The following is a 24069-nucleotide window of genomic DNA, read 5'->3' as shown; positions in this document are numbered from 1 at the left end:
TCAGGCGGTCTCTTCCGCCGCGGTCAGAATGCGGGTGATCGCGGCGCGGTCGATGTCGTCATGCTCGGCGATGACCACCAGGCGCCCCTCGCGGGCCTCGCCCGCGCCCCAGGGCCGGTCGAACTGGTGGCGCACCCGCGCACCCACCGCCTGCACGAGAAGCCGCATCGGCTTGCCCGCGACGCTGGCGTAGCCCTTGACCCGCAGGATGTTCTGCTCGCGCGCGAGACGTTCGATGCGCGCGGCCAGATCGGCGGGGGCGGTGAGCTCGGGCAGGGCGACCACGATGCTTTCGAAGTCGTCGTGGTCGTGCTCGGGCACCCCGTCGTGATGCGAGGGGCGCGCCTCGATGTCGTCCTCGGCGGCGGCGCCGAGGCCCAGGATCACCCGGGGATCGACGCGGCCCTCGGCGACCTCGACCACCGGCAGGCTGCGCGGCGCCTCGGCGGCGATGACCTCGCGGGCGCGGGTCACGCCCTCGGGGCCGGCGAGGTCGGGCTTGGTCAGAAGCACGATGTCGGCGCAGGAGATCTGGTCCTCGAAGACCTCGGACAGCGGGGTCTCGTGGTCGATGCTGTCGTCGGCCTGACGCTGGGCGTCGACGGCGGCCACGTCGGGAGCGAACCGGCCCGCGGCCACGGCCTCGGCATCGGCGAGGGCGACCACGCCGTCGACGGTGATCTTCGAGCGGATGTCCGGCCAGTCGAAGGCCTTCAGGAGCGGCTTCGGCAACGCCAGGCCCGAGGTCTCGATCAGGATGTGCTCGGGGCGCGGGTCGAGCTTCAGGAGCGCCTCGATGGTCGGGATGAAGTCGTCGGCCACGGTGCAGCAGATGCAGCCATTGGCCAGTTCCACCACGTTTTCCGCCGGGCAGTCGGGGATCGCGCAGCCCTTCAGGATCTCGCCGTCGACGCCGACGTCGCCGAACTCGTTCACGACCACGGCCAGGCGCTTGCCGCCGGGGTTCTTCATCAGCTCCGAGATCAGCGTGGTCTTGCCCGAGCCCAGGAAGCCGGTGACGATGGTGACGGGAAGTTTCTCGAGATCGGCCATGTCAGCCCTCCATTGGCGGCACGCGGGCCACGCAGTTTTTCTTGAAGTGTTGCGGACGCTCGCGCCAGGGGATCAGCCCGTTGGCGCTGGCGTGGTATTTCGCGGCGCCCTCGCGCAGGACCTCGAGGTCAGAGGCCTCGTGCAGGTTGCCGAAGACATAGGTCCAGCGGCCCGCGCCGCGCAGCGCCACGGTGCAGCCGCCCTCGCAGTTCTGCAGGCATTCCACCGCGCGCAGGGTGACGCCCTCGGGCATCGAGCCCTCGAGCGCCTCGTAAAGCGCGGCGCCGGGCCGGGTGCCGTCCTCGGCGACCTCCTGGCCACGGCGGCAGGTGGTGCAGATCAAGAGCTCCGCGGGCGGGCGGTCGGGCAGGTCTTTCAACGGGACGGTCCCATTCTGATCGGGGGAAGGGGCATGAAAGATGGCACGAAGGCTCTGAGCCCGCGGCCACCGGCACACCCCGTCCGGTTGCACTTCCTCGGCGCGAGGCAGGTCTCCCGGCTTTCCGGATGTGAGGCGCGGGCCTCTCGGGCGCCCTGCCTTCCCGACCCGTCATGGGGCCAGTGGCGGAGGGGCGACCTCTCCGGGTCACGGTCGCGGGGGCGGCTGCGGCTGCCTCCCGGGGGGCCGGGCGGTCCGCATTCCCTTTTCACCCCGGACGCGCCGGGGCACCTTGCGCATATGCCTTGTTGCGCCGCGACCCACGCGCTGTCAAGCGGCCAGAGACACCCCGGCGATTGACGGGCCGGGCGGCGCCTGCCAGTCAGTTGCCAAAGCCGCGAAGGAGCCCCGCCATGGACGACGCCACCGCCCGCCACAACGCCAAGATGAAGCGCATCAAGGCCGCACGTGACGAGATGATGAAGACCAAGACCGAGGAGAAGGGTCTGATCGTCGTGCACACCGGCAAGGGCAAGGGCAAGAGCTCCTCGGCCTTCGGGATGATCATGCGCTGCATCGCCCATGGCATGCCCTGCGCGGTGGTGCAGTTCATCAAGGGCGACTGGGAGACCGGCGAGCGGACCTTCCTGCGCGAGCGCTTCGCCGAGGAGTGCCGGTTCTTCGTCTCGGGCGAGGGCTTCACCTGGGAGACCCAGGACCGCGACCGCGACATCGCCGCCGCCCGCGCCGGCTGGGAGACCGCGAAGGAGCAGATCCGCGACCCGGAGATCTCCTTCGTGCTGCTCGACGAGATCAACATCGCGCTGCGCTACGACTACCTCGACATCGACGAGGTGGTGGACTTCCTGCTGACCGAGAAGCCCGAGATGACCCATGTCGTGCTGACCGGGCGCAACGCCAAGCCCGAGCTGATCGAGGCCGCCGACCTGGTGACCGAGTTCGAGCTGGTGAAACATCCTTTCCGCGAGGGGGTGCGCGCCCAGGCGGGCGTGGAGTTCTGATGTTCTTAGGTGCGGCCTCGGGGGACGCCAGCGCCGCTGCGCGACGCTCCGGGGGCTTTGCCCCCACCGCCCTCCGGGCGGTTCCCCCAAGGTATTGTCGCCAACCTGAAGCAAGGGTTTCTTTACACTTCGCGCGCTACCCTGGCGTCGCGGTGGAGGGAGAGGTCCCGATCGCCGCCCAAGCTGAAGGCGCCGCGCGCGACCCATCTGCAAAAGGGGCGCGTGCGGCGCTGGATGGCAAGTTTGGGTTGGTCGCGCGCCGGGCGGGCGGCGGTGCGGGTTGGTTTGTTAGTGTGTGGCGTGGGTCCGGCGGGGCACGCGAGGCGGTTGGTTTGGTTTGGGGCGCGTTTGTGGAGGTGTCGCGCGGTGTTTTGAGCGTTGGCGGCGGCGGCGTTAAGGTTAATGGCGCGGGTGCCGGTCCGGGTGTCCGCGCATGAGCCGGGCGCTGATGATCCAGGGCACCGGCAGCAATGTCGGCAAGTCCATGCTGGTGGCGGGGCTGATCCGGGCAGCGCGGCGGCGCGGGCTTTCGGTGGCGCCCTTCAAGCCGCAGAACATGTCGAACAACGCCGCGGTGACCTCGGATGGCGGCGAGATCGGCCGCGCCCAGGCGCTGCAGGCGCGGGCGGCGGGGCTTGCGCCGCGGGTCGACATGAACCCGGTGCTTCTGAAGCCCGAGACCGACACCGGCGCGCAGGTGGTGGTCCAGGGCAAGCGCCTGACCACCGCCCGGGCGCGGGACTACGCGGCGCTGAAGCCCAAGCTCATGGGCGCGGTGCAGGAGAGCTTTGCCCGGCTCCGGGCCGCGCATGACCTGGTGGTAGTCGAAGGTGCGGGCAGCCCCGCCGAGGTCAATCTCCGGTCCGGCGATATCGCCAACATGGGCTTCGCCCGGGCCGCGGATGTGCCGGTGGTGCTGGCCGGCGACATCGACCGGGGCGGGGTGATCGCGCAGATCGTCGGCACCGAGGCGCTGCTCGAGCCCGGCGACCGGGCGATGGTCGCGGGCTTCCTGGTGAACAAGTTCCGCGGCGACCCGCGGCTCTTCGACGAGGGTTACGCGCTGATCGAGGCGCGCACCGGCTGGCGGGGCTTCGGCGTCCTGCCCTGGTTCCCCGAGGCCTGGAAGCTGCCCGCCGAGGATGCGCTCGACATCCGCTCGGGCCCCGGGGCGGAGGGGCTGCACGCCGTGTGCCTGCGGCTCTCGCGGATCGCGAATTTCGACGATCTCGACCCCTTGGCGCAGGAGCCCGGCGTGCGGCTGACCATGCTCGGCCCGGGCGAGGCGCTGCCCGGCGACGCGGACCTGGTGATCCTGCCCGGCAGCAAGGCGACCCGCGCCGACCTGGCCTTCCTGCGCGCCCAGGGCTGGGACATCGACCTTGCCGCGCATCTGCGGCGCGGCGGCCATGTGCTGGGGATCTGCGGCGGCTACCAGATGCTCGGGCGGGTCATCGCGGACCCCGAGGGGCTCGAGGGCGCGCCGGGCGAGGATGCGGGGCTGGGGCTCCTCGACGTCGAGACGCGGATGACGCCGGACAAGCATCTGACCGAGGTCGCCGCCCGGCATGCCGCCAGCGGCGCGGACTTCCGGGGCTACGAGATCCACATCGGTGTGACGGAAGGCCCCGACCGCGCGCGGCCCTTCGCCCATGTGCGCGGCGCGCCGGAAGGCGCGGTCAGCGCCAACGGCCGCGTCGCGGGCAGCTACCTGCACGGGATGTTCGCCGATGACGCCTTCCGCGCGGCCTATCTGGCGGGCTTCGGTGCGCGGTCGACCGGAGGCTATGAGGCGGGGGTAGACGCGGCGCTCGATGCGCTGGCCGAACATCTCGAGGCACATCTCGACGTGGCGGGATTGCTGGGCGTGGCGCGGTAGGCGGGCAGGCGGGAGGCCGGAGGTGACGTTGAGAGCGGCAGGGCTGGGTGCGTCGTCGCTTCGATAACGGCCGTTTCCCGCCTCGACTGGCTTCGGCTGCGTCCTCTTGGACCCGCCCCGGCTCCACCCGCGTCAGCGCGCGCCTTCCGCCCCGACCAGCGCCGCCTCCAGCCGCTGCCAGCCGGTGCGGTCGCCGGGCAACCCGAGGCGCAGCCAGCCGGTGGAATAAGGGAAGGCCCGGCTCCAGATATGCGCGCGGGCGAGGTGGTCCCGGGCCTTTTGCGCATCGCCGGTCTCATAGGTGCGGAAGAGCGGCGTGCCGCCGACCAGCGTCCAGCCCGCGCGCGCGGCGAGCCCGTCGAGCCGCGCCGCGTCGCGGCCGAGGCGCGTGGTGGTGGCCTGCTGCCAGGCGCGGTCCTCCAGCGCCGCGCGGCCGGTCGCGATGGACGGGCCGCTGACCGCCCAGGGGCCGGCGGCGGCCCGGATCGTGCGGGCCAGCTCGGGGCCGCTCAGGGTGAAGCCCAGGCGAAGGCCCGCGAGACCGTAGAACTTGCCGAAGGAGCGCAGGATCAGGAGGTTCTCGCGGGCCGCGCCCGAGGCCGACGCCCCGAAGCGCGGGGCGAGCGACAAAGCGGGCTCGGGGTCGCAGAAGCTCTCGTCGATGACGAGGAGACCGACCTGAGCCGCCAGCGCCTCCAATGCCTCGGGCGCATGACGCCGCCCGTCGGGGTTGTTGGGGTTCACCACCACGGCCACCGCCGCGCCGGCGAGTGCCTCGAGCGTCGTGACTTCCGTGACCGCGCGGCCCTGCGCCGCCAAAGCCGCCGCGTGTTCGTTGTAGGTCGGCCCCAGCACCCGCGCCGGGCCGTCCGGGCCGAGCCGGGGCACAAGCTGGATCGCCGCCTGCGCCCCGGCGAGCGCCACCGGCGTCAGCGCGGTCCCATAGGCGCGGGCCGCCGCCGCTTCGAGCGCAGCGATCTCGCCCGCCTCGGGCAGCGCGGCGAAGGCGCGCGCGGGCAGCTCGGGCACCGGGTAGGGCCGGGCGTTGATGCCGGTCGAGAGGTCGAGCCAGTCGCCCGCCCCGTGGCGCGCCCGCGCCTGGTCCAGATCGCCGCCGTGATCGCGCATGAGACCTCCGATCCTAGCCCGCCGCGAGAAACGCGGGCAGCGCCAGCAGGGCCAGCGCGCCCGCCATGCAGAGCATCGCCCGGGCGTAAAGCGCAAGCCCCCGCGCCAGGTCCCGCGGGGCCGGGTCGGGGGCGCCGGGGTTGATCCAGGGCTCCTCGGCGACGCGCGTGGCATAGACCCGCGGGCCCGAGAGCCGGACGCCAAGCGCGCCCGCCATGGCGCCCTCGGGCCAGCCGGCATTGGGCGAGCGATGGCCGGGCGCGTCGCGCAGCATGACCGCAAAGGCGGCGCGCGGGCGGGCCGAGACCAGCGCGAAGAGCCCGCCCGTCAGCCGCGAAGCCGGCAGGTTCACCAGGTCGTCGAGCCGCGCCGCCGCGCGGCCGAAATCCTCGTGCCGGGGCGTGCGGTGGCCGATCATCGAATCGAGCGTGTTCACCGCCTTGTAGGCCGCGATCCCCGGCAGCCCGGCGATCAGACCCCAGAAAAGCGGCGCGACGATCCCGTCCGAGGTGTTCTCGGCCAGGCTTTCGAGCCCGGCGCGGGCGATGCCGGGCGGATCGAGCTGCGCCGGGTCGCGGCCGACGATCATCGCCACGGCGGCGCGGGCGGCCTCGGTCTCCCCGGCGACAAGCGGGCGGGCGACGGCGGCGACATGGTCGTGCATGGAGCGCAGCGCCAGGAGCGGCCAGGCGAGCACCCCGCCGAGGAGCCAGCCAAGCGGGCCCTCGGGCAGCAGGAGCTGTAGCGCCAGCGCGGGCAGGAGCACGGCGAGAAGCACCAGCGCGACCGCCATGTGCCCCCGCGCGCGGCGGCGGGCCGGGCTCTCGCCCTCGCGGTTGAGGCCCGCGTCGAGCCGGGCGATCAGCGCCCCGATCCAGGTCACCGGATGGCCGATCCGGGCGAACAGCCAGGCGGGCCAGCCCAGGCTCGCGTCGATCACCAGCGCGACCAGCATCATCGCGGCAAAACTCATGCCCGCCCCCCGGTGCGGAAGGTGAAAACGCGCGCGAAGCCGGCCTCGGCGAGCCGCGCGGGGCCCTCCTCGGGCAGGGTTCCGGGGGCGAAGATCAGCCCCCGGGCGGAGCCTGTGTGGGCGCGGAGATGCCCAAGCGCGCCAAGCTCTTGCGCCAGTGCCTCGGTCGGGTCACCGCCGGGGCCGCGCAGCGCACTGGTGCGGGTCGCCGAGAGGCTCGCGAGGCGGGCGGCCTCGGGCAGATCCGGCGCGCGGCTCCAGGCCTCGGCGAGATCGGCGATGTCGGGGAAACGCGCGTCCTCGGGGTCGGTGCGGCTGGGTGCGCCGAAGAAGCCGCCGAGGATCTCGGCCTCGGGCGGCGGCGGCAGCGGGTGCAGCGCGCGGGCCTCGCGCGAGGCCCAGAGACAGCCGTCGGGCGTGGCGCGCATCAAGGGGTCGCTCGCGCCCTCGGCGGCAAGGCAGGCGGCGGCCAGCATCTCGGGCGTGCCGGCGAAACCCGCCGCCCGTGCCAGCGCCACCAGCGCGGCGGTCGAGGCACCGGCCCCGGCGCCCAATGGCATCTCGGCGCGGATCTCGAAATGGCCCTCGGGCAGGTCGAGCGCGGTAAGAAGCGCGCGCGCCGGGCCGGGCTCGAGCGGCCCGTCGAGCCGCAGCGGCCCGGGTCCGCGCCGGGTCGCACTCACCCCGAGCCGCGCGCAGGCGCAGGTCACCAGGACCACCGGCCCCTCGGGCCCGAGCCGCCCCTGCAGCCATTCCCCGAAATGCCCCGCCACGCGGATCATGCGGAAAGCTGTCCGGTCACATTGCAGGCGATCACCGAGAGCCCGCCGTCATAGGCCCGGAGCCGGGTGAGCGAGAGCGGTGCGATCTCGAAGGCGAGGCCCGCGTCGGGCAGCCCGAGCGCCAGCGAGAGCCCGGCGCGCGCCACGCCCGCATGGGCGACAACCGCGATGGGGCCCTGGCCCTTTGCGGCCTCGCCGGCCAGCTCTTCGAGAGCGGGGCGGCAGCGGGAGACGAGATCGGTGAAGCTTTCGCCGCCGGGCGGGCGGCGGGTGGCAAGCGCGCCCCGGCTCAGAGGGCCGAGGTCCGGCAGCTCGGCAAAGGGCAGACCGTCCTCGGCGCCGAAATCCTGCTCCCAGAGCCGCGCGTCCTGGGGCGCCTCGGCGCCGGGAAACAGCGCCTCGGCGGTCTGGCGGCAGCGCAGGGCCGGGCTTGTGACCACGCGCGCCCCGGAAAGGAGCCGCACCAGCGGCGCCAGCGCCCCGGGTTCGGGCAGCAGCGCGGGCACATCGGTGCGCCCGACGAGCCGCCCGCCGTGGTCGGCGGGGGCATGTCGAATCAGCACAAGTTCAGATGCGCCGATGGCGGTCATCGGGGGTTCCCTCCGTGCGGAAAGTCTGCTTTCTCACGTCGCCATGGGAAAGTCGATCCTGATCACCGGAGGCGCCCGTTCGGGCAAAAGCGGCCTGGCCGAGCGGCTCACGCTCGAGCTTGGGCGCCCGGCGATCTACATCGCCACGGCCGAGGCGCATGACGCCGAGATGGCCGCGCGGATCGCCGAACACCAGGCCCGGCGCGGTGCGGAATGGGAGACGCTGAACGCCCCGCGCGACCTGGCCGAGGCGCTCCGCGAGAGCGACGCGCGCGGCCAGCCCCGGCTGGTCGACTGCCTGACGCTCTGGCTGTCGAACCTGACCTTCGCCGAGGCGGACCTGACCGCAGAGGGCGCGAAACTGGCCGAGGTGCTGGCCGCGCAGCAGGCCCCCGTGGTACTGGTCACCAACGAGGTCGGCAGCGGCATCGTGCCCGAAAACGCGCTGGCCCGGCGGTTCCGCGACGCGGCCGGGCGGCTCAACCAGGAGATCGCCCGGGCGGTCGACGAGGTGCATCTGTGTGTCGCGGGCTACCCGATGAGAGTGAAATGACCAGCCTGCCCGAATTCGACGACCTCGACGCCATCGCCCGCTGGGCCGGGGAGCTTCCCGCCTTCGACGAGGCCGCCGCGCAGGCCGCCCGCGCGCGCCAGGGTGAGTTGACCAAGCCGCCGGGCTCGCTGGGCCGGCTCGAGGAGATCGCGGTCTGGATCGCCGGCTGGCAGGGCGAGGCAAAGCCCGCGCTCGACCGGGCGCAGGCGCTGGTCTTCGCGGGCAACCACGGGATCTGCGCCCAGGGGGTGAACCCCTTCCCGCAGGAGGTGACCGCCCAGATGGTCGGTAATTTCGAGGCCGGGGGCGCCGCGATCAACCAACTCTGCCGGGTCTCGGGGGCGGAGCTGTCGGTGGTGGCGCTGGAGCTCGACCGGCCCACGGCGGATTTCACCGAAGGCCCGGCGATGAGCGAGGCCGACTGCCTGGCCGCCATGGCGCGCGGCGCGGGCGCGGTCGACCCGGACGCGCAGATCCTGGTGCTGGGCGAGATGGGCATCGGCAATTCCACCATCGCGGCGGCCCTGGCGGCGGTCTCCCTCGGCGGCGCGGCCGAGACCTGGGTCGGGCGCGGCACCGGCTCGGACAGCGCCGGCATCTCGCTCAAGGCGCGGGTGATCGAGGCAGGGCTGGCGCGGCACAGGGGGCTCTCACCGATGCAGCGGCTGGCGGCGCTCGGCGGGCGCGAACAGGCGGCCCTGTGCGGCGCGGTCCTGGCGGCGCGAGCGGCGCGGATCCCGGTGCTGCTCGACGGCTATATCTGCAGCGCCGCGGTGGCGCCGCTGGCCGCGGCGGACCCCGCGCTTCTGGATCATTGCATGATCGGCCACGCGAGCGCCGAGCCCGGCCACGCCCGGCTCTGCGCGGCTTTGGAGAAACAGCCGATCCTCGACCTGGGCATGGCGCTTGGCGAGGGTTCGGGCGCGGCGCTGGCGCTTTCGGTGGTCAAAGGCGCGGTGGCCTGCCACAGCGGCATGGCGACCTTCGCCGAGGCGGGCGTCGCCGGGGCATGAGGGCCGTCCGGCGCATCCGCGAGGCGCGGCTGGCGCTGATGCTGCTGACCCGGCTGCCGGCCGGGAGTTTCCCCGAGGATCCGCCCGCGCTCCCCGAGAGCCGCTGGGCCTGGCCGCTGGTCGGGCTGGTCACAGGCGCGTCGAGCTGGGGTGTCTTCGCCCTCGCGGGTGCGCTGGGGCTGGCGCCCGGCATCGCGGCGCTTCTGGTGATCGGCGCGGGCGTTCTGCTGACCGGCGGGCTGCACCACGACGGGCTGGCCGACAGCGCCGATGGGCTCTGGGGCGGGCAGAGCCCCGAGCGCCGGCTCGAGATCATGCGCGACAGCCGGATCGGCAGTTACGGCGTGCTGGCGTTGATCCTGACGCTGGGGCTCGAATGGCAGGCGCTCGGCGCGGCGGGCGCGGTGGTGGGGTTTCCGGGCTTCCTGCTTGTCGGCGTGGCGAGCCGGCTGGCGATGCTGCTGGTCTCGGACCTGGTGCCGCTGGCGCGGGGTGACGGGCTCGGTGCCTCGGCGCGCGGGGCCGGAGGGCTTGAGGTCTGGTGGCCGGGGGCGCTGGCCCTACTGGTCGCTGCACTGGCGACAGGCCCGGGCGCGCTCTGGGCGCTGGGTGTCATGGCGGCGCTGACCCTCGGGGTGGCGCGGCTCGCCCGGGCCAAGATCGGCGGGCAGACCGGCGACATCCTGGGCGCCGTGCAGGTGCTGACGGGGCTTGCCGGATGGCTCGCGCTGGCCGCCGCGCATTAATCCGACAATTTCACTTTGCTTTCCCGCGACCGCGTGATACCCGAGCAAAAGTATCAGAGATGGGAGCGATACAATGAACGCATTGAGCATCCGCGCAACGCTCGCCTCGGTGGCCGCGCTGGCCGTCGCAGCGCCGGCACTGGCGCAGGACAATGGCGAACTGAACCTTTATTCCTCGCGGCACTATGACACCGACGAACGGCTCTATTCCGACTTCGAGGACCAGACCGGCATCACCATCAACCGCATCGAAGGCAATGCCGACGAGCTGATCGCGCGGCTCCAGGCCGAGGGCGAGAACTCGCCCGCCGACGTCTTCCTGACCGTCGACACCTCGCGGCTCGAGCGGGCCAAGGACGCCGGCATCCTGCAGGCGGTCGAGAGCGACCTGCTCGAAGAGCGCGTGCCCGGCCAGTACCAGGACAGCGACAACCAGTGGTTCGGCTTCTCGCTGCGCGGCCGCATCATCTTCTACGACAAGACCGACGTGGAGAACCCGCCGGCGACCTACATGGATCTCGCCAGCGACGATTACGAAGGCCAGGTCTGCATCCGCTCCTCGACCAACACCTACAACCAGACGCTGCTGGCCTCGATCATCGAGAACGAGGGTGCAGAGGCGGCGCGCACCTGGGCGCAGGGCGTGGTCGACAACATGGCCCGCGCGCCCCAGGGCGGCGACACCGACCAGCTGCGCGGCATCGTCTCGGGTGAATGTGACCTCGCGGTCTCCAACACCTATTACTTCGCCCGCGCCATCGCGAGCGACGTGGACGGCGTGTCCGGCTCGCTCGACCAGATCGGCTGGGTCTTCCCGAACCAGGACAGCTACGGCGCGCACGTGAACCTCTCGGGCGGCGGCATCGCGGCCAATGCGCCGAACCGCGAGAACGCGGTGGCCTTCCTGGAGTATCTCGCCTCGGACAGCGCGCAGCAGTATTTCGCCGCGGGCAACAACGAGTACCCGGTGGTCGAGGGCGTCGAGACCACCGAGGCCGTCGACGAGCTGGGCGAGTTCCAGGCCGACACGGTGGACCTCTCGGCGGTGGCCAAGCAGCTGCCGACCGCCCAGGAGATCTTCAACGAGGTCGGCTGGGAGTGATCCCGAAGCCGGGTTGGAGATGACCTGAGATGTGAAGGAGGCCCGGGCGGAGACGTCCGGGTCTTTTTTGTGTGTGGGGGCGGGGTGTTTGCGTGGTTTTTGGCTGGGCTGGAGGAAGTGGCCGCTGGCAGGTGGCTCTGTTGGATTAGGCCCGACAAAGAACGCCGCTCAGAGCATGGCGATTACACCGCTCCAAATTCAGCACCGCAATACCCCAACGCGCACCCCCTTGCGCCCGAATAGCATCGAAGATGCCGGGCGCGCGCCGGACCGGCCCGATGGGCCGGCGCTCGTTTGGTTGGCGCGCTTAGATCGCAGATCATCCTGACCTTGCATGGATAAAGCGCGCCGTTCGACTGTCGGCAGCGCCGGCCCCCGGTCCGGCGCGCGCCCTCTGGTGGGGCGGGTTGTGAGGCGGCTTGTGGGGATGTCGGGTCTCGGAGACGCCGGGCTGTCGGGTTGAAAGCTTCAGAAGAGCTGGTGCCCCTCGCTTCGCTTCATAGAAAAAGATGGGCCAGCACAGGTGGGCCAGGACAGTCTTTCTCGGAAGCGTGCAGGACGGCTCAAAGAAACCGAACGTCAGTGGCGCAGAACACTTGAGCCAACCCAGCTAGTCCGAACCTCGATTTCCCTTCGGCGATCCCGAGCCCATCCACCCTCAGCCGCACAACGCTCACCCACATAAGCCGCAAGCAACACCACCCGCCAAACCCCTCAGGCGCCCCGTCAGCCTCACCCCGGTCACACCACCTGCCAGCGCGTCGGACTGTTCTCCTGCCACCCGCTCTCGTGCAGAAGCGGCGCGTCGCGGTCCTCTTCGGCCACCCCGAGGCAGAGATACCCCGTCAGCACCCAGCTTCCCGGCACCTCGAAGATCGCCGTCACCTCCTCGGGGTCGAGGATCGACACCCAGCCGAGCCCCAGGTTCTCGGCCCGCGCTGCGAGCCAGAGCGTGTGGATCGCCATGACCGTCGAATAGGCCAGCGTCTCGGGCATGGTCTGCCGGCCAAGCCCGCGGCCCTCGGCGGGGTCGGTCTCGGTGAAGACCGCCAGATGCACCGGCGCCTCGCGCAGCCCGGCGAGCTTCAGCGCCAGGTAGTCGGCCCGGGCCTCGGCGCCGTAGCCCGAGGCGGCCACAGCGTTGCAGCGCTCGAAGCTCTCGATCACCCGGGAACGCGCCTCGGGGCTCTCGACCTGCAGCACCCGCCAGGGCCGCGAATTGCCCACCGAGGGCGCCCGGTCCATGGCGGTCCGCAGCCGCGAAAGTACCTCGGGCGCCACCGGGTCGGGGCGGAAATGGCGCACGTCGCGGCGCCAGTGCAGCACCTCGGCCAGGGCCTCGCGGTGGGCGCGGGTGAGCCGCATGGCGCTATTGCCGCCCGATCCGGCGGATCAGCAGGATCACCGGCAGAAGCCCGATCGCCGCGATCACCAGGCTTGGCACCGCCGCCCCGTCGAGCCGCTCGTCGGCGGCCAGCCGATGCGCCTGCACCGCCAGCGTGTCGTAGTTGAAGGGCCGCAGGATCAGCGTCGCGGGCAGCTCCTTCATCACGTCGACGAAAACGATCAGCAGCGCGGTCAGAAGGCTCGGCGAGAGGATCGGCAGGTGCACCCGCATCAGCGTCTTGTAAGGGCCTTTACCAAGCGCCCGGGCGGCGGCGTCGTAATTGGGGTTCATCGCCGCCTGGCCGCCCTCGTAGGCGCCGATCGCCGCGGCGAGGAAGCGGATCATGTATGCCGCCACCATGAGCCAGATCGAGCCGGTGACCAGAAGGCCGGTGGAAATGCCGAAGCGCGCCTCCATGAAGGCGTCGAGCGCGTTGTCGAAGGCCGCGAAGGGCACCAGGAGGCCCACGGCGATCACCCCGCCGGGCACCGCGTAGCCGATCCGCCCGACCTGCAGCACCCCGTGCGAGAGCCGCCCCGGCCGCAGCCGGTCGTAATACCCAAGTGCGATGGCCGCGAGCACCGTGAGCCCCGCGGCCACGGCGGCCAGCGTCACCGAGTTCTGCGCGAAATCGAGGTAGCGCTCGGACAAAAGCGACTGCCCCGAGCCCACAGCCATGGTCGCAAGCGTCACCGCCGGCACCAGCGCGCCAAGCGCCATGGGCAGGGCGCAGGCCAGCATCGCGGCCAGGCCCCGCCAGCCGGTCAGGGTGATCCGGGGCAGGGCGCCCGGCCCGGCGTTGGAATGAAAGCGCGCGGCACCCCGCGTCTTGCGCTCGAGCAGTGCGAGCAGCAGCGCGGCGCTCAGAAGCCCCAGCGCCAGCTGCGCCGCCGCCGCGCGGTCGGCCATGCTGAACCAGCTCTGGTAGATGCCCGTGGCGAAGGTCTGCACGCCGAAATAGGCGGCGGTGCCGTAGTCGGCCAGCGTCTCCATGCAGGCCAAGAGCACCCCCGCCGCGATCGAGGGCCGCGCCAGCGGCAGGGCGGCGCGCAGGAAAGCCCGCCCGGGGCCGAGACCCAGCGTGCGGGCGATGTTGAAGGGCCGCGCGCCCTGCGCCAGGAAGGCCGCCCGCGCCAGCAGGTAGACGTAAGGATAAAGCACCAGCGTCAGCATGGCCGCCGCGCCCCCGGTCGAGCGGATCTCGGGGAACCAGTAGTCGCGCGGCCCCCAGCCGGTCACCGCCCGCAGCGCTGTCTGCACCGCGCCGGGATGGTCCAGAAGGTCGGTATAGGCATAGGCCAGCACATAGGCCGGGAAGGCCAGCGGCAGGACCAGCGCCACCTCGAGAAGCCGCCGCCCGGGAAAGGCGCAGGCCGTCACCAGCCAGGCGGTGCCCGCGCCGATCACGCAGGTGCCGCTGGCCACCACGACCAGAAGCACCAGCGTCGTCGAGACATAGCGCGGCAGGACCGTGGCCCAGAGATGCGCCAGCGTGTCGAAACTGCCGCCCGCCGCCGCCAGCGCCACCGCCAGCATCGGCAGCAGAACCAGCGCGGCCACCCCGAGACTGACCAGCGTGAAGGGCGCCGCGGCGGTGTCCTTGCGGGGACGGGGCAGGGACCAGCTCTGGCTCACGGGGGACGTTCCCTTGCTTCGGAGGGGGGGTGTTTCGGGAGCGCAGACAGTCGCGTTTCAGCGCCCCGAGCGCAAGAGGGTGAAAAAGCCGCAGGCTGGGCTTGAGCTTCCCGTTGCTGGAACCCTTATGTGAGCTCTGACGCTTGGATTCCCACCGGAGGCCCGATGACCCAGACCGCCGCACATACGCTCTCGGTCGAGAACATGACCTGCGCCGGATGCGCCGGACGGGTGGAGCGTGCGCTGCAGGGCGCCGATGGGCTGAGCGGCGTCTCGGTCAACCTCGCCCGCGAGGAGGCCCGCTTCGAGGCCCCGGGTCCCGAAGGCGCGCTGGTGGCCGCCCGGGCGCTTGATGCCGCGGGCTATCCCGCCCGCCGCGCGCAGCTCACGCTGGCGGTCGAGGGCATGACCTGCGCCTCCTGCACGGCGCGGGTCGAGGCGGCGCTGAGTGCCGTGCCCGGGGTCGAAAGCGCCGCGGTGAACCTCGCGAGCGAGACCGCGCAGATCCGCTACCTTGACGGGGTGACCAGCCCCGAGGCGCTGGCCCGCGCCGCCGGAGAGGCGGGCTATCCGGCCCGCCCGCAGGGCGCCGTGGCCGAGGACGCCGAGACCCGCCGCGCGCTCGAAGCCCGCTCTCTGAAGCGGCGGGCGATCGGCGCGGCGGTGCTGGCGCTGCCGGTGGTCCTCCTGGCCATGGGGCCGCATATGGTGCCCGGCGCGGGCGCGCTCATCGAGGCGTCGATCGGCACGCAGGCCTCCTGGCTGATCCAGTTCGCGCTGACGAGCCTTGTCCTCTTCGGTCCGGGGCGGATCTTCTTCCGGCGCGGCCTGCCGGCGCTCGCCAAGGGCGCGCCGGACATGAACAGCCTCGTGGCGCTCGGCACCGCGGCGGCCTGGGGCTATTCCACGGTCGCGACCTTCCTGCCCGGGCTCCTGCCCGATGCCATGCGCGCGGTCTACTTCGAGGCCGCCGCGGTGATCGTCCTCCTGATCCTCATTGGCCGCTGGCTCGAGGCCCGCGCCAAGGGCCGCACCGGCGCCGCGATCCGCGCGCTTCTGGACCTGCGCCCGGCCATGGCGCGCCGGATCGAAGACGGCACCCCGCGCGAGGTCCCGGTCGAGGCGCTGGCGGTGGGCGATCTCCTGCAGATCCGCCCGGGTGAGCGCATCCCCGTCGACGGCGTCGTGACCGAAGGCCAAAGCCGGCTCGACGAAAGCATGCTGACCGGCGAGCCCGCGCCGGTCGCCAAGGGCCCCGGCGACAGCGTCACCGGCGGCACGGTCAACGGCGCGGGCGGGCTGATGTTGCGCGCCGAACGGGTTGGCGCGGACACCGCGCTGGCACAGATCGTCCGCATGGTCGAAGAGGCCCAGGGCGCCAAGCTGCCGATCCAGGGGCTGGTCGACCGGGTCACGCTCTGGTTCGTGCCCGCGGTCATGGCGCTGGCGGCGCTGACGGTGCTGGTCTGGCTGGTGCTCGGCCCCGATCCGACGCTGACCCATGCGCTGGTGGCCGGGGTCTCGGTGCTGATCATCGCCTGCCCCTGCGCCATGGGGCTGGCGACGCCGACCTCGATCATGGTGGGCACCGGGCGCGCGGCGGAACTGGGCGTGCTCTTCCGCCGGGGCGAGGCTCTGCAGTCGCTGGCGGGCGTGGAGCTTCTGGCCTTCGACAAGACCGGCACGCTGACCGAGGGGCGCCCGAAGCTGACGGCCTTCGAGCTCGCCGAGGGCTGGGACCGCACGGCGCTCCTGCAGCTTGTCGCGGGCGCCGAGGCGGGCTCGGAACACCCCGTGGCCCGCGCCCTGACCGAGGCGGCGGAGGCCGAGGGCCTGACGCCCGCGCCGGCCCAAGGGTTCACCGCTGTGCCGGGGCAGGGCGTCCGCGCCGAGGTGGACGGCTTTGCCCTAGCTCTCGGCAATGCCGCGCTGATGGCCGAGGAGCGCGCCGAGACCGCCCCCTTCGAGGCCCGCGCCAGCGCGCTGGCCCGCGAGGGCCGGACGGTGCTTTACGCCGCCGTCGACGGCAGGATCGCCGCGCTGATCGCGGTGTCAGACCCGCTGAAGCCCGGCAGCGCCGAGGTCATCGCCGGGCTCAAGGCCCGCGGCATCGAGGTCGCGCTGATCACCGGCGACCGCGAGGAGACCGGCGCCGCCATCGCGCAGAGCCTCGGCATCGACCGGCTGGTCGCCGAGGTCCGCCCCGAAGGCAAGGTCGCCGCCCTGGAAGAGCTGGCCCAAGGCCGCCGCACCGGCTTTGTCGGCGACGGCATCAACGACGCCCCGGCGCTCGCCCGCGCCGACATCGGGCTGGCCATCGGCACCGGCACGGACGTTGCCATCGAAAGCGCCGACGTGGTGCTGATGTCCGGCGATCCGCGCGGCGTCCTGACCGCCGTCGAGGTCTCGCGCCGGACCATGGCCAACATCCGCCAGAACCTCGGCTGGGCCTTCGGCTACAACGCCGCGCTGATCCCGGTTGCGGCGGGGGTGCTCTATCCGGCCTTCGGGCTCCTGCTCTCGCCGGTCTTCGCCGCCGGGGCCATGGCGCTCTCCTCGGTCTCGGTCCTGACGAACGCCCTGCGCCTGCGCCGGCTCACCCCCGCCGGCGCGCCCTCCAGTGAAGCGAAAGGAACCCCTGCATGAATATCGGAGAAGTGGCCGACCGCTCGGGCGTGCCCGCCAAGACCATCCGCTACTACGAGGAGATCGGCCTGGTGCGCCCGGCCCGCAGCGCCAACGGCTACCGCGCCTTCGCCGAGACCGAGCTGCACAAGCTGGCCTTCCTGGGCCGCGCCCGGACGCTGGGCTTCTCGATCGAGGAATGCCGGCGGCTCCTGGCGCTCTACGAGGACGACAACCGCGAGAGCGCCCAGGTCAAGGCCCTGGCCGAGGAGCACCTCGCCGAGGTCGACGCCCGGATCGCCGGCCTGCAAGCCATGCGCGAGACCCTGGCCCGGCTGGTGCGCTCCTGCCACGGCGACGACCGGCCGGATTGCCCGATCCTGGATGACCTGGCGCAGGGCGGGTGAGGGGGCTTGCCTCGGCTGGCGGTGGTCTTGCTGGAAGCTCGACCAACAAGGTTTTCTCGGCTCGAGCCGTTGCAGGCTTCTCGACTGGCACGCCGTGTGGTCGAGACCTCTCCCGGACACGGGCACTCTTTGCGTCCTGCGGGCCCGGATTGTCTTCCCCGGCGCAAAGGTTGTATCGGCATTGCGTGAGACCAGCGGAAGCCGAGGAGACCGTGCGGTGAACTTAGGGAGCAGGAAAACCGTGGTTCCGGAGCGCCTAGCCGCCGTCGGCGGTGCTCGCGCCCGAGCCCTCGGAACCATTTTTCATTCCCCTGCCATCGGATGTGTGGCGTCCCACGCGTTCAAGACTGTCGCTACCGAGAGCGGTCACAATCCGGAGAAAGGCGCCGGCTTTCCAGGCGCGATCGGAGCCTAGCCCATGAGCCGCCAAGCCCCCATCGTGCATATCGGCTTGCCCAAGACCGGCACGACGTCTCTGCAAAAGCACCTCCTTCCGAAAATCTGCGAGGAGAAGGACTTCCTGTATAACCCGGCGGAATTCAGGAAGATCAAGAAGCAGAGATTTACCTACAGCGCGGATGACAAAGCGCGTCTGCACGAGGTTCTCAACACCCGCAGCGTCCTTGTCAGCCAGGAGGGTCTTGTCGACTGGAACCCACGCAACTGCGAGAGCGCGGCAGACAAGGTTCTGGACTTGTTCGGCCCCGAGGCCCGCATCATCATCACCTATCGGGATCCGATCGACTACCTGACCTCGCTCTATGTTCAGAAAGTGCACGAAGGCAATGTGATCGCGGCGGAAGACTTCTTCGTCTCGTCAGAGGATTACGAGAACCTGGATGAATTCCTGCCGGAAAAAAGCATGTTAAGATACGACCATGACAGGCTGGATTACCAATTCCTCGAAAAGACGTACAAGGACCGGTTCTCCAATGTCTTCCCTGTTCCCTTGAGCAGGATGAAAACGCTTTATCCCTTCACCCAATTGATTGATCTGAGCGATCGCCAAGTTGAAGCTCTGCGCACCCTGTTGAGCACCGCGCCAAGAGAAAACAGGTCGTATTCCCAAGCCGCATTGAATCTCACCTTCATTCGGGAAAGGGGTTTGAATAGGCTAGGATTGAAGTCCTTGGGGTCGGAGGACTACCCGGAGACAAACGCGTTTCTCGAAAGCACGACGGGTGTCCCGAAAGATCCGAACGCCCGGAAGAAGACACGCAGAGACCCCCGGTCTGGACGCAGCAACAAGGGTCTGCTCAAGCCCTGGCGCTGGTGGATGCAGAATGTCTTCGACAGGATCTACCCCTACAAGAAGTACAAGCTGCCCCAGAGTGTTCTGGAGCGTCTCGATACCGACGTGATGCGCAGGAACGCGGCGTATGTTGCGGAGTTGGAGAAGTCGCTGGATGAGAAGCTGTCCTGATTTCAGAGGGCATCCGGCGGCCGACGATCCCATAGCGGCTAAGAAAGCCTGGACGCGGTAGCTTTTCGGTCGTCAATGCAGCCGCCTCTCTAGGCGCTCTCAAGCGCATCAAAACGCGTCCCAGGCCACGCCTAGCCACCGCCCCCACCTGGTTCCGGGCTGGCCCCGCGCCTAGATTGCGCGTATGAGAGCCGCCACTCCGACCCAAACGCGCCCTAGGGAGCTTTGCCATGCCCTCTGACGCCCTTCGCAGTGCCGCCCGCCTGAGCGTGGCGCCGATGATGGAATGGACCGACCGGCATTGCCGGGTCTTCCATCGCCAGCTCAGCCGCGAGGCGCTGCTTTATACCGAGATGGTCACCGCGCCGGCGCTGGTCCGGGGCGGGGCGCTGCATCTCCTCGACCACGACGCCGCGGAGCATCCGCTGGCGCTGCAGCTTGGCGGCAGCGATCCCGAGGAGCTGGCCGAAGCGGCGCGGCTCGGGGAAGAGGCGGGCTACGATGAGATCAACCTCAACTGCGGCTGCCCCTCAGACCGGGTGCAATCGGGCACCTTCGGGGCGGTCCTGATGCGCGACCCGGCGTTGGTGGCGCGCGGCGTCGCGGCGATGCGCCGGGCGGTCTCGGTGCCGGTCACGGTGAAATGCCGGATCGGGGTCGACGACCAGGAGCCCGCGGAGGTGCTGCCGGCCTTCCTCGAGGCCGTGGCCGAGGCGGGCGCCACGCGGCTCATCGTGCATGCGCGCAAGGCCTGGCTGCAGGGGCTGTCGCCCAAGGAGAACCGCGACATCCCGCCGCTCGACTACGAGCTCGTGATGGAGATGAAGCGGCGGTTTCCCGAGCTGCACCTCTCGATCAACGGGGGCATCACCTCGCTCGAACAGGCGCGGGGCTTCCTGGAGGCGGGGCTCGACGGGGTCATGGTGGGCCGCGCGGCCTATCACCAGCCCTGGGACGTGCTGGCTGGGGCGGATGCGGAGATCTACGGCGCCGACCGCGCGCCGGTGGCGCCGGAAGAGGCGGCGCGGGGGATGCTCGACTACATCGACGCCCATGTGGCCTCGGGCGGCAAGGTGCACCAGGTCACGCGGCACATGCTGGGGCTCTTCGCGGGCCGGCCCGGCGCGCGGATCTGGCGGCGGGTGCTGTCCGAGAACGCCACCAAGCCGGGCATGGACTCGGGGCTGGTGCTGCGGGCGCTGGACGAAATGACGGCGGCGCGGGCGGCGGCCTGAGCGGGAGGCGGGAGGGCCGGTTTAGGCGGTGTCTCCGGTCTAAGCGGCCTGTGGAGCCTTCATTGGCTTGCCTGCAAAGACGCGCGCGGCCTTCGATTCGCTCTGCCGAACAGCAGCCGCGTTGACCTCAACTCTCTGAAAACCTGGCACAAAACCGCCCCGCACCCCCTCAGCCCTGCCGGGCCATCCGGGCGCGACGGCCACCGCGGCGCTTCTGCAGGCGGGGAGCGCGGGCGGGCAGGGCCTCCATGACCTCGCGCCGCTCCTCGGGGCTCATCCGCGCCCAGGAGGTGATCTCCTCGATGCTGCGGAAACAGCCCACGCAGATGCGTTCCTCGGGGTGCACGACGCAGGTCTGCACGCAGGGGCTCTCGATCGCCCCGCCGGTCGCGCCGCCTGTCCTGCTCTTGCCCATGAAAGCCTCGTCTCAGCCCTGGCGGAGATGCCTAATCCGGTCGAGCGCGCCCTGCAAGATGTAGCTCGCCGCGACGTGATCGATGCGCTCGGCGCGCTTGGCGCGCGAGGTGTCCGCCTCGAGCAGCGCGCGCTCCGCGGCCACGGTCGAGAGGCGCTCGTCCCAGTAGGTGATCACCCCCGGCCAGAGCCGGGTCAGGTTGCGCGCGAAGGCGCGGGTCGATTGGCAGCGGGGCCCCTCGGTGCCGTCCATGTTGCGCGGCAGGCCGAGGACCACGCCGCCGATCTCGCGCTCCGCGAGGATCGCCATGAGCCGCTCGGCGTCCTGGGTGAACTTCTTCCGGCGGATCGTCTCGAGCGGGGTGGCGACCGACAGGAGCCGGTCCGAGACCGCCACGCCGATGGTCTTGTCGCCGAGGTCGAGCCCGGCCAGCGCCGCCATGGGCGGCAGTTCCGCGACGGCCTCTTCGATGCTTTCGTGGATCATTGGACCACCCCCGCCTCGCGGGCCCCGGCGCGCACAGTCTCGAGCGCCTCCTCGTTGCCCAGGAAGACCTCCTGCGCGTTGCGCCAGATCTCGCGGGCCTGGTCAGTCTCGCCGAGGACGCCATAGGCGGCGATCAACCGGGCCCATTCCTCGGGCGAGCCGCCCTGGTTGGCGAGCCGGTCCGAGAGCCGCGCGACCATGCCGGCGATCATGCCCTGGCGGTCCTCGGCGCTCATCTCGCCCGCGGCCTCGATGTCCTCGGCGCTGGGGCCGGAGAGGGCCGAGGCGGGCACCGGCGGCTGGTAGTCGTTGACGCCCGCGCGCCAGGCGATCTCGGGGATCTGCGCCATGACCGGCGGCACCCAGGGGTCGGTCTCGGACGAGCGGCGCAAAAGCGCGTCCCAGATGCGGAAGGCGCGGTCGGGGCGGCCGGTCTGGGCCATGGTCAGCCCGGCGTAATAATTGCCGACGCCGCTTTCGGGGTCGCGGCGCAGCGCCTCCTGGACCGCGATCTCGGCCTCGGGCGAGACATAGCCACCCGCGGCCAGCACCATCATGTCGGCGAGATCGGCGTAATCCTTGGCGGTGGCCTCCTCGCCCTTGAGCGCGATGATCCGCTCCTGCGCCGCATAGGCCGCGCGGTAATTGCCAAGCGCGGCCTCGGAGCGCGCCAGAAGCTGGAAGCCGCGCAGGTCGTCCTGCCGCTCGGCGACCGCCTGGCGGAGCCGGTTGACCAGCGCGAGATACTCCTCGGTCGGGGCCTCCTCGGGGGACGCGGCGGGCACCTCGGCCTCGGCGGCGGCCTGGTCGGGGCGGTTGCGGCGGGCCTCCTCGGCCTGGGCGATGCGCGCCTCGAGGCCGAGGTCGCCGTAGCCCGGCGCGCCGAGGCTGAGGTAGATCCCGATGGAACCCACCAGCAGGAACAGCGCCAGCGCCGCCAGGGTCAGCCGCGAGAGCCCGCGCGCCTCGCCTCCCGGACCGGGCGCGGAACCGGACCGCGCGTCGGCGGCCAGAAGCCGGCGCGAGACCTCGGTGCGCAGCCGCTCGGCCTCCTCGGGCGCGATGATGCCGCGTTCGGCGTCGCGATCGACCTCGGTGAGCTGCTGGCGATAGACCTCGATGTCCGACTGCGCGGCGTCGCGCGTGCGCCCGTGGCCGCGCAGAAGCGCAAGCCCGATCAGCGCCGCGACCAGCAGCGCCATGGCACCGGCTACGATCCAGAAGGCGATCATGGGGTCTCCTCAGACGTTTGGCCTGACATATCCGCGCGCCCTTCCGACCAAAAGGCAAAAAACCCCCGGGGCGCGCCCATGTCGCAAAGCGCCGCGGGCGATGTCGCAACTGCGCCGAAATATGACGGGTCCCGGCATGGCGCGGCGCCCGCACCCATGCGAGGAGGGCAGGCAAGGGGACATCGAGCCGGGAATCGCCACTCCATGACACGCTACTCCGCCTTCGCGCTGGCCCGCGAGGCCTTCCGCAACCACCAGGGCTGGGGCCGCGCCTGGCGCGATGCCACGCCCAAGGGGCATTACGACGCGGTGATCGTCGGGGCCGGCGGCCACGGGCTGGCGACGGCCTATTACCTCGGCAAGAACCACGGCATCCGCAATGTCGCGATCCTCGAGAAGGGCTGGCTCGGCGGCGGCAACACCGGGCGCAACACCACGATCATCCGGTCGAACTACCTGCAGGACCCCTCGGCGGCGATCTACGAGAAGTCGCGCAGCCTCTACGAGACGCTGAGCCAGGACCTGAACTACAACATCATGTACAGCCCGCGCGGCGTGATGATGCTGGCGCAGACCGAACACGAGGTGCGGGGCTACCGGCGCACCGCCCATGCCAATGCGCTGCAGGACGTCGAGACCCGCTTCATCGGCCCCGAGGAGGTCAAGCGCCTGGTGCCGATCATCGAGCTGAAGGGCCCGCGCTACCCGGTCCTCGGCGCGCTCTGGCAGCCGCGGGCGGGCACCGCGCGGCACGACGCGGTGGCCTGGGGCTATGCGCGCGCCTGTTCCGACATGGGCATGGACATCGTCCAGAAATGCGAGGTCACCGGCGTGCGCACCGAGGGCGGCCGCGTCACCGGCGTCTCCACCACCCGCGGCGAGATCGGCTGCGACAAGCTCGGCCTCGTGGTCGCGGGCCATTCGGGGCACCTGGCCGACATGGCGGGCTTCCGGCTGCCGGTGGAAAGCGTGGCGCTGCAGGCGCTGGTGTCCGAGCCGATCAAACCCTGCATGGACGTGGTGGTCATGGCCAATACCGTGCACGGCTACATGAGCCAGTCCGACAAGGGCGAGATGGTGATCGGCGGCGGCGCGGACGGCTACAACAACTACACCCAGCGCGGCTCCTTCCACCACATCGAGGAGACGGTGCGCGCGCTTTGCGAGACCTTCCCGATGATCTCGCGGCTGAAGATGCTGCGGCAATGGGGCGGCATCGTGGACATGACCGGCGACCGCTCGCCGATCCTGTCGAAGACCCCGGTGGAGAACTGCTTCATCAACTGCGGCTGGGGCACCGGCGGGTTCAAGGCGATCCCGGGCTCGGGCTGGGGCTTCGCCGAGCTGATGGCCAAGGGCCATTCGCCGCTGACCGAGGCCTTCGGGCTCGACCGCTTCCGCGAAGGCCGCTTCGTCGACGAGTCGGTCGCGGCAGGGGTGGCGCATTGAGCCTCGGGCGGGAACCCGCCGAGGCGCACCTGCCGTCTTTGGCAAGCCTTCGCCGATCCGCGCGCCAGGCCGGCGCGGCGGGAACGGCGCGGGGGGTGGCTCTCGTTGTCTGCGCAAATATCGCAGTCACGGAGGCATCCAGATGTCCGACACGAACCACAGCCATCACACCCGCGAAACCCACGTCGAGAAGTCCGGCGCGAGCGGGCCGATCGTCTTCATCGTCGGCGGCCTCGTCGTCGCCGTCGGCGTCCTGGCCTGGGCCCTCACCGGCAACGCGCCCGAGGGCGGCAGCGCCGCGAACGGCAATGGCGACGTCTCGATCTCGGTCGACGGCGGGGATGCCGCCGCCGAAGGCAGCGCCGGCGCCGGTGAAGGCGCCGAAGCCGGGGCCGCGGCCTCGGGTGGCACTGCTGCCGAAAGTTCGGGCGCTGCCGAGGCCGAAGCCGACGCGACAGCCGGCGACGGTGGCGCGGCCGCAGGCGCGGACGCCCAGCAGAACTAAGACCGCGTGCGGGGTTGTCCCGCCGCGCACCCCTGACCACGCCCCGACCG

The 24069-nt window shown here is 71.2% G+C and carries 23 protein-coding genes and 1 riboswitch; of the genes, 12 read left to right on the top strand and 11 right to left on the bottom strand.

The window, feature by feature from the left end; genetic code table 11:
* Entirely contained in the window at positions 1-1053 is a 1053-nt protein-coding gene (gene cobW, locus LR948_RS05460; protein ID WP_232752968.1) for a cobalamin biosynthesis protein CobW, read from the bottom strand.
* A gap of 1 nt (position 1054) precedes the next feature.
* Positions 1055-1432, bottom strand: coding sequence for a DUF1636 domain-containing protein (locus LR948_RS05455; protein ID WP_232752967.1), 378 nt, complete (start codon positions 1430-1432; stop codon positions 1055-1057).
* Between the two features lie 88 nt (positions 1433-1520).
* Positions 1521-1742: riboswitch (cobalamin riboswitch) on the bottom strand.
* A 103-nt stretch (positions 1743-1845) separates the two neighbouring features.
* On the opposite strand from LR948_RS05455, the gene cobO reads away from it, so the two are divergent.
* Both cobO and LR948_RS05445 read left to right on the top strand, forming a co-directional pair.
* Positions 1846-2454: a cob(I)yrinic acid a,c-diamide adenosyltransferase gene (gene cobO / locus LR948_RS05450; protein ID WP_232752966.1), complete on the top strand. Its 609-nt coding sequence runs from the start codon at positions 1846-1848 to the stop codon at positions 2452-2454.
* 433 nt (positions 2455-2887) lie between these two features.
* A complete protein-coding gene (locus LR948_RS05445) occupies positions 2888-4333 on the top strand; it encodes a cobyric acid synthase (protein WP_232752965.1) in 1446 nt (481 codons plus the stop codon).
* 132 nt (positions 4334-4465) lie between these two features.
* Here LR948_RS05445 and cobD read toward each other — a convergent pair whose 3' ends face one another.
* The 4 genes from cobD to LR948_RS05425 are packed head-to-tail and all read right to left on the bottom strand — an operon-like array spanning position 4466 to position 7806.
* A complete protein-coding gene (gene cobD, locus LR948_RS05440) occupies positions 4466-5461 on the bottom strand; it encodes a threonine-phosphate decarboxylase CobD (protein ID WP_232752964.1) in 996 nt (331 codons plus the stop codon).
* A 13-nt stretch (positions 5462-5474) separates the two neighbouring features.
* Entirely contained in the window at positions 5475-6434 is a 960-nt protein-coding gene (gene cbiB, locus LR948_RS05435; protein ID WP_232752963.1) for an adenosylcobinamide-phosphate synthase CbiB, read from the bottom strand.
* Positions 6431-7216 (bottom strand): propanediol utilization protein, encoded by a 786-nt coding sequence (locus tag LR948_RS05430; protein WP_232752962.1) that lies wholly within the window; start codon positions 7214-7216, stop codon positions 6431-6433. Before LR948_RS05430 ends, cbiB begins: the two co-directional genes overlap by 4 nt.
* Complete coding sequence (locus LR948_RS05425) at positions 7213-7806, bottom strand: histidine phosphatase family protein (protein ID WP_232752961.1); 594 nt, start codon at positions 7804-7806, stop codon at positions 7213-7215. The genes LR948_RS05430 and LR948_RS05425 overlap by 4 nt, the downstream gene beginning before the upstream one ends.
* A 43-nt stretch (positions 7807-7849) precedes the next feature.
* On the opposite strand from LR948_RS05425, the gene cobU reads away from it, so the two are divergent.
* The 4 genes from cobU to LR948_RS05405 all read left to right on the top strand — a co-directional run bounded on the left by cobU (position 7850) and on the right by LR948_RS05405 (position 11220).
* Positions 7850-8359 (top strand): bifunctional adenosylcobinamide kinase/adenosylcobinamide-phosphate guanylyltransferase, encoded by a 510-nt coding sequence (gene cobU / locus LR948_RS05420; protein WP_232752960.1) that lies wholly within the window; start codon positions 7850-7852, stop codon positions 8357-8359.
* The gene (gene cobT, locus LR948_RS05415) at positions 8356-9372 is read left to right on the top strand and encodes a nicotinate-nucleotide--dimethylbenzimidazole phosphoribosyltransferase (RefSeq protein ID WP_232752959.1); all 1017 of its coding nucleotides are present in this window, start codon (positions 8356-8358) and stop codon (positions 9370-9372) included. Before cobU ends, cobT begins: the two co-directional genes overlap by 4 nt.
* Entirely contained in the window at positions 9369-10118 is a 750-nt protein-coding gene (locus LR948_RS05410; protein WP_232752958.1) for an adenosylcobinamide-GDP ribazoletransferase, read from the top strand. The genes cobT and LR948_RS05410 overlap by 4 nt, the downstream gene beginning before the upstream one ends.
* A gap of 73 nt (positions 10119-10191) precedes the next feature.
* Entirely contained in the window at positions 10192-11220 is a 1029-nt protein-coding gene (locus LR948_RS05405; protein WP_232752957.1) for an extracellular solute-binding protein, read from the top strand.
* Positions 11221-11961: 741 nt separating this feature from the next.
* On the opposite strand, the gene bluB is transcribed toward LR948_RS05405, so the two are convergent.
* Positions 11962-12585, bottom strand: a complete 624-nt coding sequence (bluB, locus tag LR948_RS05400; RefSeq protein ID WP_232752956.1) for a 5,6-dimethylbenzimidazole synthase — start codon at positions 12583-12585, stop codon at positions 11962-11964.
* Positions 12586-12589: 4 nt separating this feature from the next.
* The gene (locus LR948_RS05395) at positions 12590-14242 is read right to left on the bottom strand and encodes an iron ABC transporter permease (protein WP_232752955.1); all 1653 of its coding nucleotides are present in this window, start codon (positions 14240-14242) and stop codon (positions 12590-12592) included.
* Between the two features lie 165 nt (positions 14243-14407).
* Between LR948_RS05395 and LR948_RS05390 the strand changes: the two genes are divergently transcribed.
* The 4 genes from LR948_RS05390 (at position 14408) to dusA (ending at position 19932) form a co-directional block, all read left to right on the top strand.
* Entirely contained in the window at positions 14408-16888 is a 2481-nt protein-coding gene (locus LR948_RS05390; protein ID WP_232752954.1) for a heavy metal translocating P-type ATPase, read from the top strand.
* Entirely contained in the window at positions 16885-17274 is a 390-nt protein-coding gene (cueR, locus tag LR948_RS05385) for a Cu(I)-responsive transcriptional regulator (protein WP_232752953.1), read from the top strand. The genes LR948_RS05390 and cueR overlap by 4 nt, the downstream gene beginning before the upstream one ends.
* Before the next feature lie 418 nt (positions 17275-17692).
* The gene (locus LR948_RS05380; RefSeq protein ID WP_232752952.1) at positions 17693-18697 is read left to right on the top strand and encodes a sulfotransferase; all 1005 of its coding nucleotides are present in this window, start codon (positions 17693-17695) and stop codon (positions 18695-18697) included.
* Between the two features lie 230 nt (positions 18698-18927).
* Complete coding sequence (gene dusA / locus LR948_RS05375; protein WP_232752951.1) at positions 18928-19932, top strand: tRNA dihydrouridine(20/20a) synthase DusA; 1005 nt, start codon at positions 18928-18930, stop codon at positions 19930-19932.
* 169 nt (positions 19933-20101) lie between these two features.
* Here dusA and LR948_RS05370 read toward each other — a convergent pair whose 3' ends face one another.
* Genes LR948_RS05370 through ccmI form a run of 3 tightly spaced genes read right to left on the bottom strand, consistent with a single transcriptional unit; the run spans position 20102 to position 22065 of the window.
* Positions 20102-20347, bottom strand: a complete 246-nt coding sequence (locus LR948_RS05370; protein ID WP_232752950.1) for a DUF1289 domain-containing protein — start codon at positions 20345-20347, stop codon at positions 20102-20104.
* 12 nt (positions 20348-20359) lie between these two features.
* Positions 20360-20833 carry a Holliday junction resolvase RuvX gene (ruvX, locus tag LR948_RS05365; RefSeq protein WP_232752949.1) on the bottom strand — a complete coding sequence of 158 codons (474 nt, stop codon included), beginning with the start codon at positions 20831-20833 and terminating at the stop codon, positions 20360-20362.
* The gene (ccmI, locus tag LR948_RS05360) at positions 20830-22065 is read right to left on the bottom strand and encodes a c-type cytochrome biogenesis protein CcmI (RefSeq protein ID WP_232752948.1); all 1236 of its coding nucleotides are present in this window, start codon (positions 22063-22065) and stop codon (positions 20830-20832) included. The genes ruvX and ccmI overlap by 4 nt, the downstream gene beginning before the upstream one ends.
* 204 nt (positions 22066-22269) lie before the next feature.
* Between ccmI and LR948_RS05355 the strand changes: the two genes are divergently transcribed.
* Together LR948_RS05355 and LR948_RS05350 are read left to right on the top strand one after the other, a co-directional pair.
* On the top strand, positions 22270-23514 hold the full coding sequence (locus tag LR948_RS05355; RefSeq protein ID WP_232752947.1) for a sarcosine oxidase subunit beta family protein: 1245 nt from the start codon (positions 22270-22272) through the stop codon (positions 23512-23514).
* A gap of 142 nt (positions 23515-23656) precedes the next feature.
* Positions 23657-24019 carry a hypothetical protein gene (locus tag LR948_RS05350; protein WP_232752946.1) on the top strand — a complete coding sequence of 121 codons (363 nt, stop codon included), beginning with the start codon at positions 23657-23659 and terminating at the stop codon, positions 24017-24019.
* Positions 24020-24069: the final 50 nt, after the last annotated feature.

The sequence above is a fragment of the Roseivivax sp. GX 12232 genome (genome assembly GCF_021272185.1).
GTDB lineage: Bacteria > Pseudomonadota > Alphaproteobacteria > Rhodobacterales > Rhodobacteraceae > Roseivivax.
The sequence above is the reverse complement of the archived record's forward strand: the minus strand, read 5'-3'. Positions and strand labels throughout refer to the sequence as shown.

What these genes read in the sequence shown, in the direction of transcription:
- cobW (WP_232752968.1), bottom strand. Translation starts at nt 1,053, where the DNA reads ATGGCCGATCTCGAGAAACTTCCCGTCACCATCGTCACCGGCTTCCTG.
- cobO (WP_232752966.1), top strand. Translation starts at nt 1,846, where the DNA reads ATGGACGACGCCACCGCCCGCCACAACGCCAAGATGAAGCGCATCAAG.
- LR948_RS05445 (WP_232752965.1), top strand. Translation starts at nt 2,888, where the DNA reads ATGAGCCGGGCGCTGATGATCCAGGGCACCGGCAGCAATGTCGGCAAG.
- cobD (WP_232752964.1), bottom strand. Translation starts at nt 5,461, where the DNA reads ATGCGCGATCACGGCGGCGATCTGGACCAGGCGCGGGCGCGCCACGGG.
- cbiB (WP_232752963.1), bottom strand. Translation starts at nt 6,434, where the DNA reads ATGAGTTTTGCCGCGATGATGCTGGTCGCGCTGGTGATCGACGCGAGC.
- LR948_RS05430 (WP_232752962.1), bottom strand. Translation starts at nt 7,216, where the DNA reads ATGATCCGCGTGGCGGGGCATTTCGGGGAATGGCTGCAGGGGCGGCTC.
- LR948_RS05425 (WP_232752961.1), bottom strand. Translation starts at nt 7,806, where the DNA reads ATGACCGCCATCGGCGCATCTGAACTTGTGCTGATTCGACATGCCCCC.
- cobU (WP_232752960.1), top strand. Translation starts at nt 7,850, where the DNA reads ATGGGAAAGTCGATCCTGATCACCGGAGGCGCCCGTTCGGGCAAAAGC.
- cobT (WP_232752959.1), top strand. Translation starts at nt 8,356, where the DNA reads ATGACCAGCCTGCCCGAATTCGACGACCTCGACGCCATCGCCCGCTGG.
- LR948_RS05410 (WP_232752958.1), top strand. Translation starts at nt 9,369, where the DNA reads ATGAGGGCCGTCCGGCGCATCCGCGAGGCGCGGCTGGCGCTGATGCTG.
- LR948_RS05405 (WP_232752957.1), top strand. Translation starts at nt 10,192, where the DNA reads ATGAACGCATTGAGCATCCGCGCAACGCTCGCCTCGGTGGCCGCGCTG.
- bluB (WP_232752956.1), bottom strand. Translation starts at nt 12,585, where the DNA reads ATGCGGCTCACCCGCGCCCACCGCGAGGCCCTGGCCGAGGTGCTGCAC.
- LR948_RS05390 (WP_232752954.1), top strand. Translation starts at nt 14,408, where the DNA reads ATGACCCAGACCGCCGCACATACGCTCTCGGTCGAGAACATGACCTGC.
- cueR (WP_232752953.1), top strand. Translation starts at nt 16,885, where the DNA reads ATGAATATCGGAGAAGTGGCCGACCGCTCGGGCGTGCCCGCCAAGACC.
- LR948_RS05380 (WP_232752952.1), top strand. Translation starts at nt 17,693, where the DNA reads ATGAGCCGCCAAGCCCCCATCGTGCATATCGGCTTGCCCAAGACCGGC.
- dusA (WP_232752951.1), top strand. Translation starts at nt 18,928, where the DNA reads ATGCCCTCTGACGCCCTTCGCAGTGCCGCCCGCCTGAGCGTGGCGCCG.
- LR948_RS05370 (WP_232752950.1), bottom strand. Translation starts at nt 20,347, where the DNA reads ATGGGCAAGAGCAGGACAGGCGGCGCGACCGGCGGGGCGATCGAGAGC.
- ruvX (WP_232752949.1), bottom strand. Translation starts at nt 20,833, where the DNA reads ATGATCCACGAAAGCATCGAAGAGGCCGTCGCGGAACTGCCGCCCATG.
- ccmI (WP_232752948.1), bottom strand. Translation starts at nt 22,065, where the DNA reads ATGATCGCCTTCTGGATCGTAGCCGGTGCCATGGCGCTGCTGGTCGCG.
- LR948_RS05355 (WP_232752947.1), top strand. Translation starts at nt 22,270, where the DNA reads ATGACACGCTACTCCGCCTTCGCGCTGGCCCGCGAGGCCTTCCGCAAC.
- LR948_RS05350 (WP_232752946.1), top strand. Translation starts at nt 23,657, where the DNA reads ATGTCCGACACGAACCACAGCCATCACACCCGCGAAACCCACGTCGAG.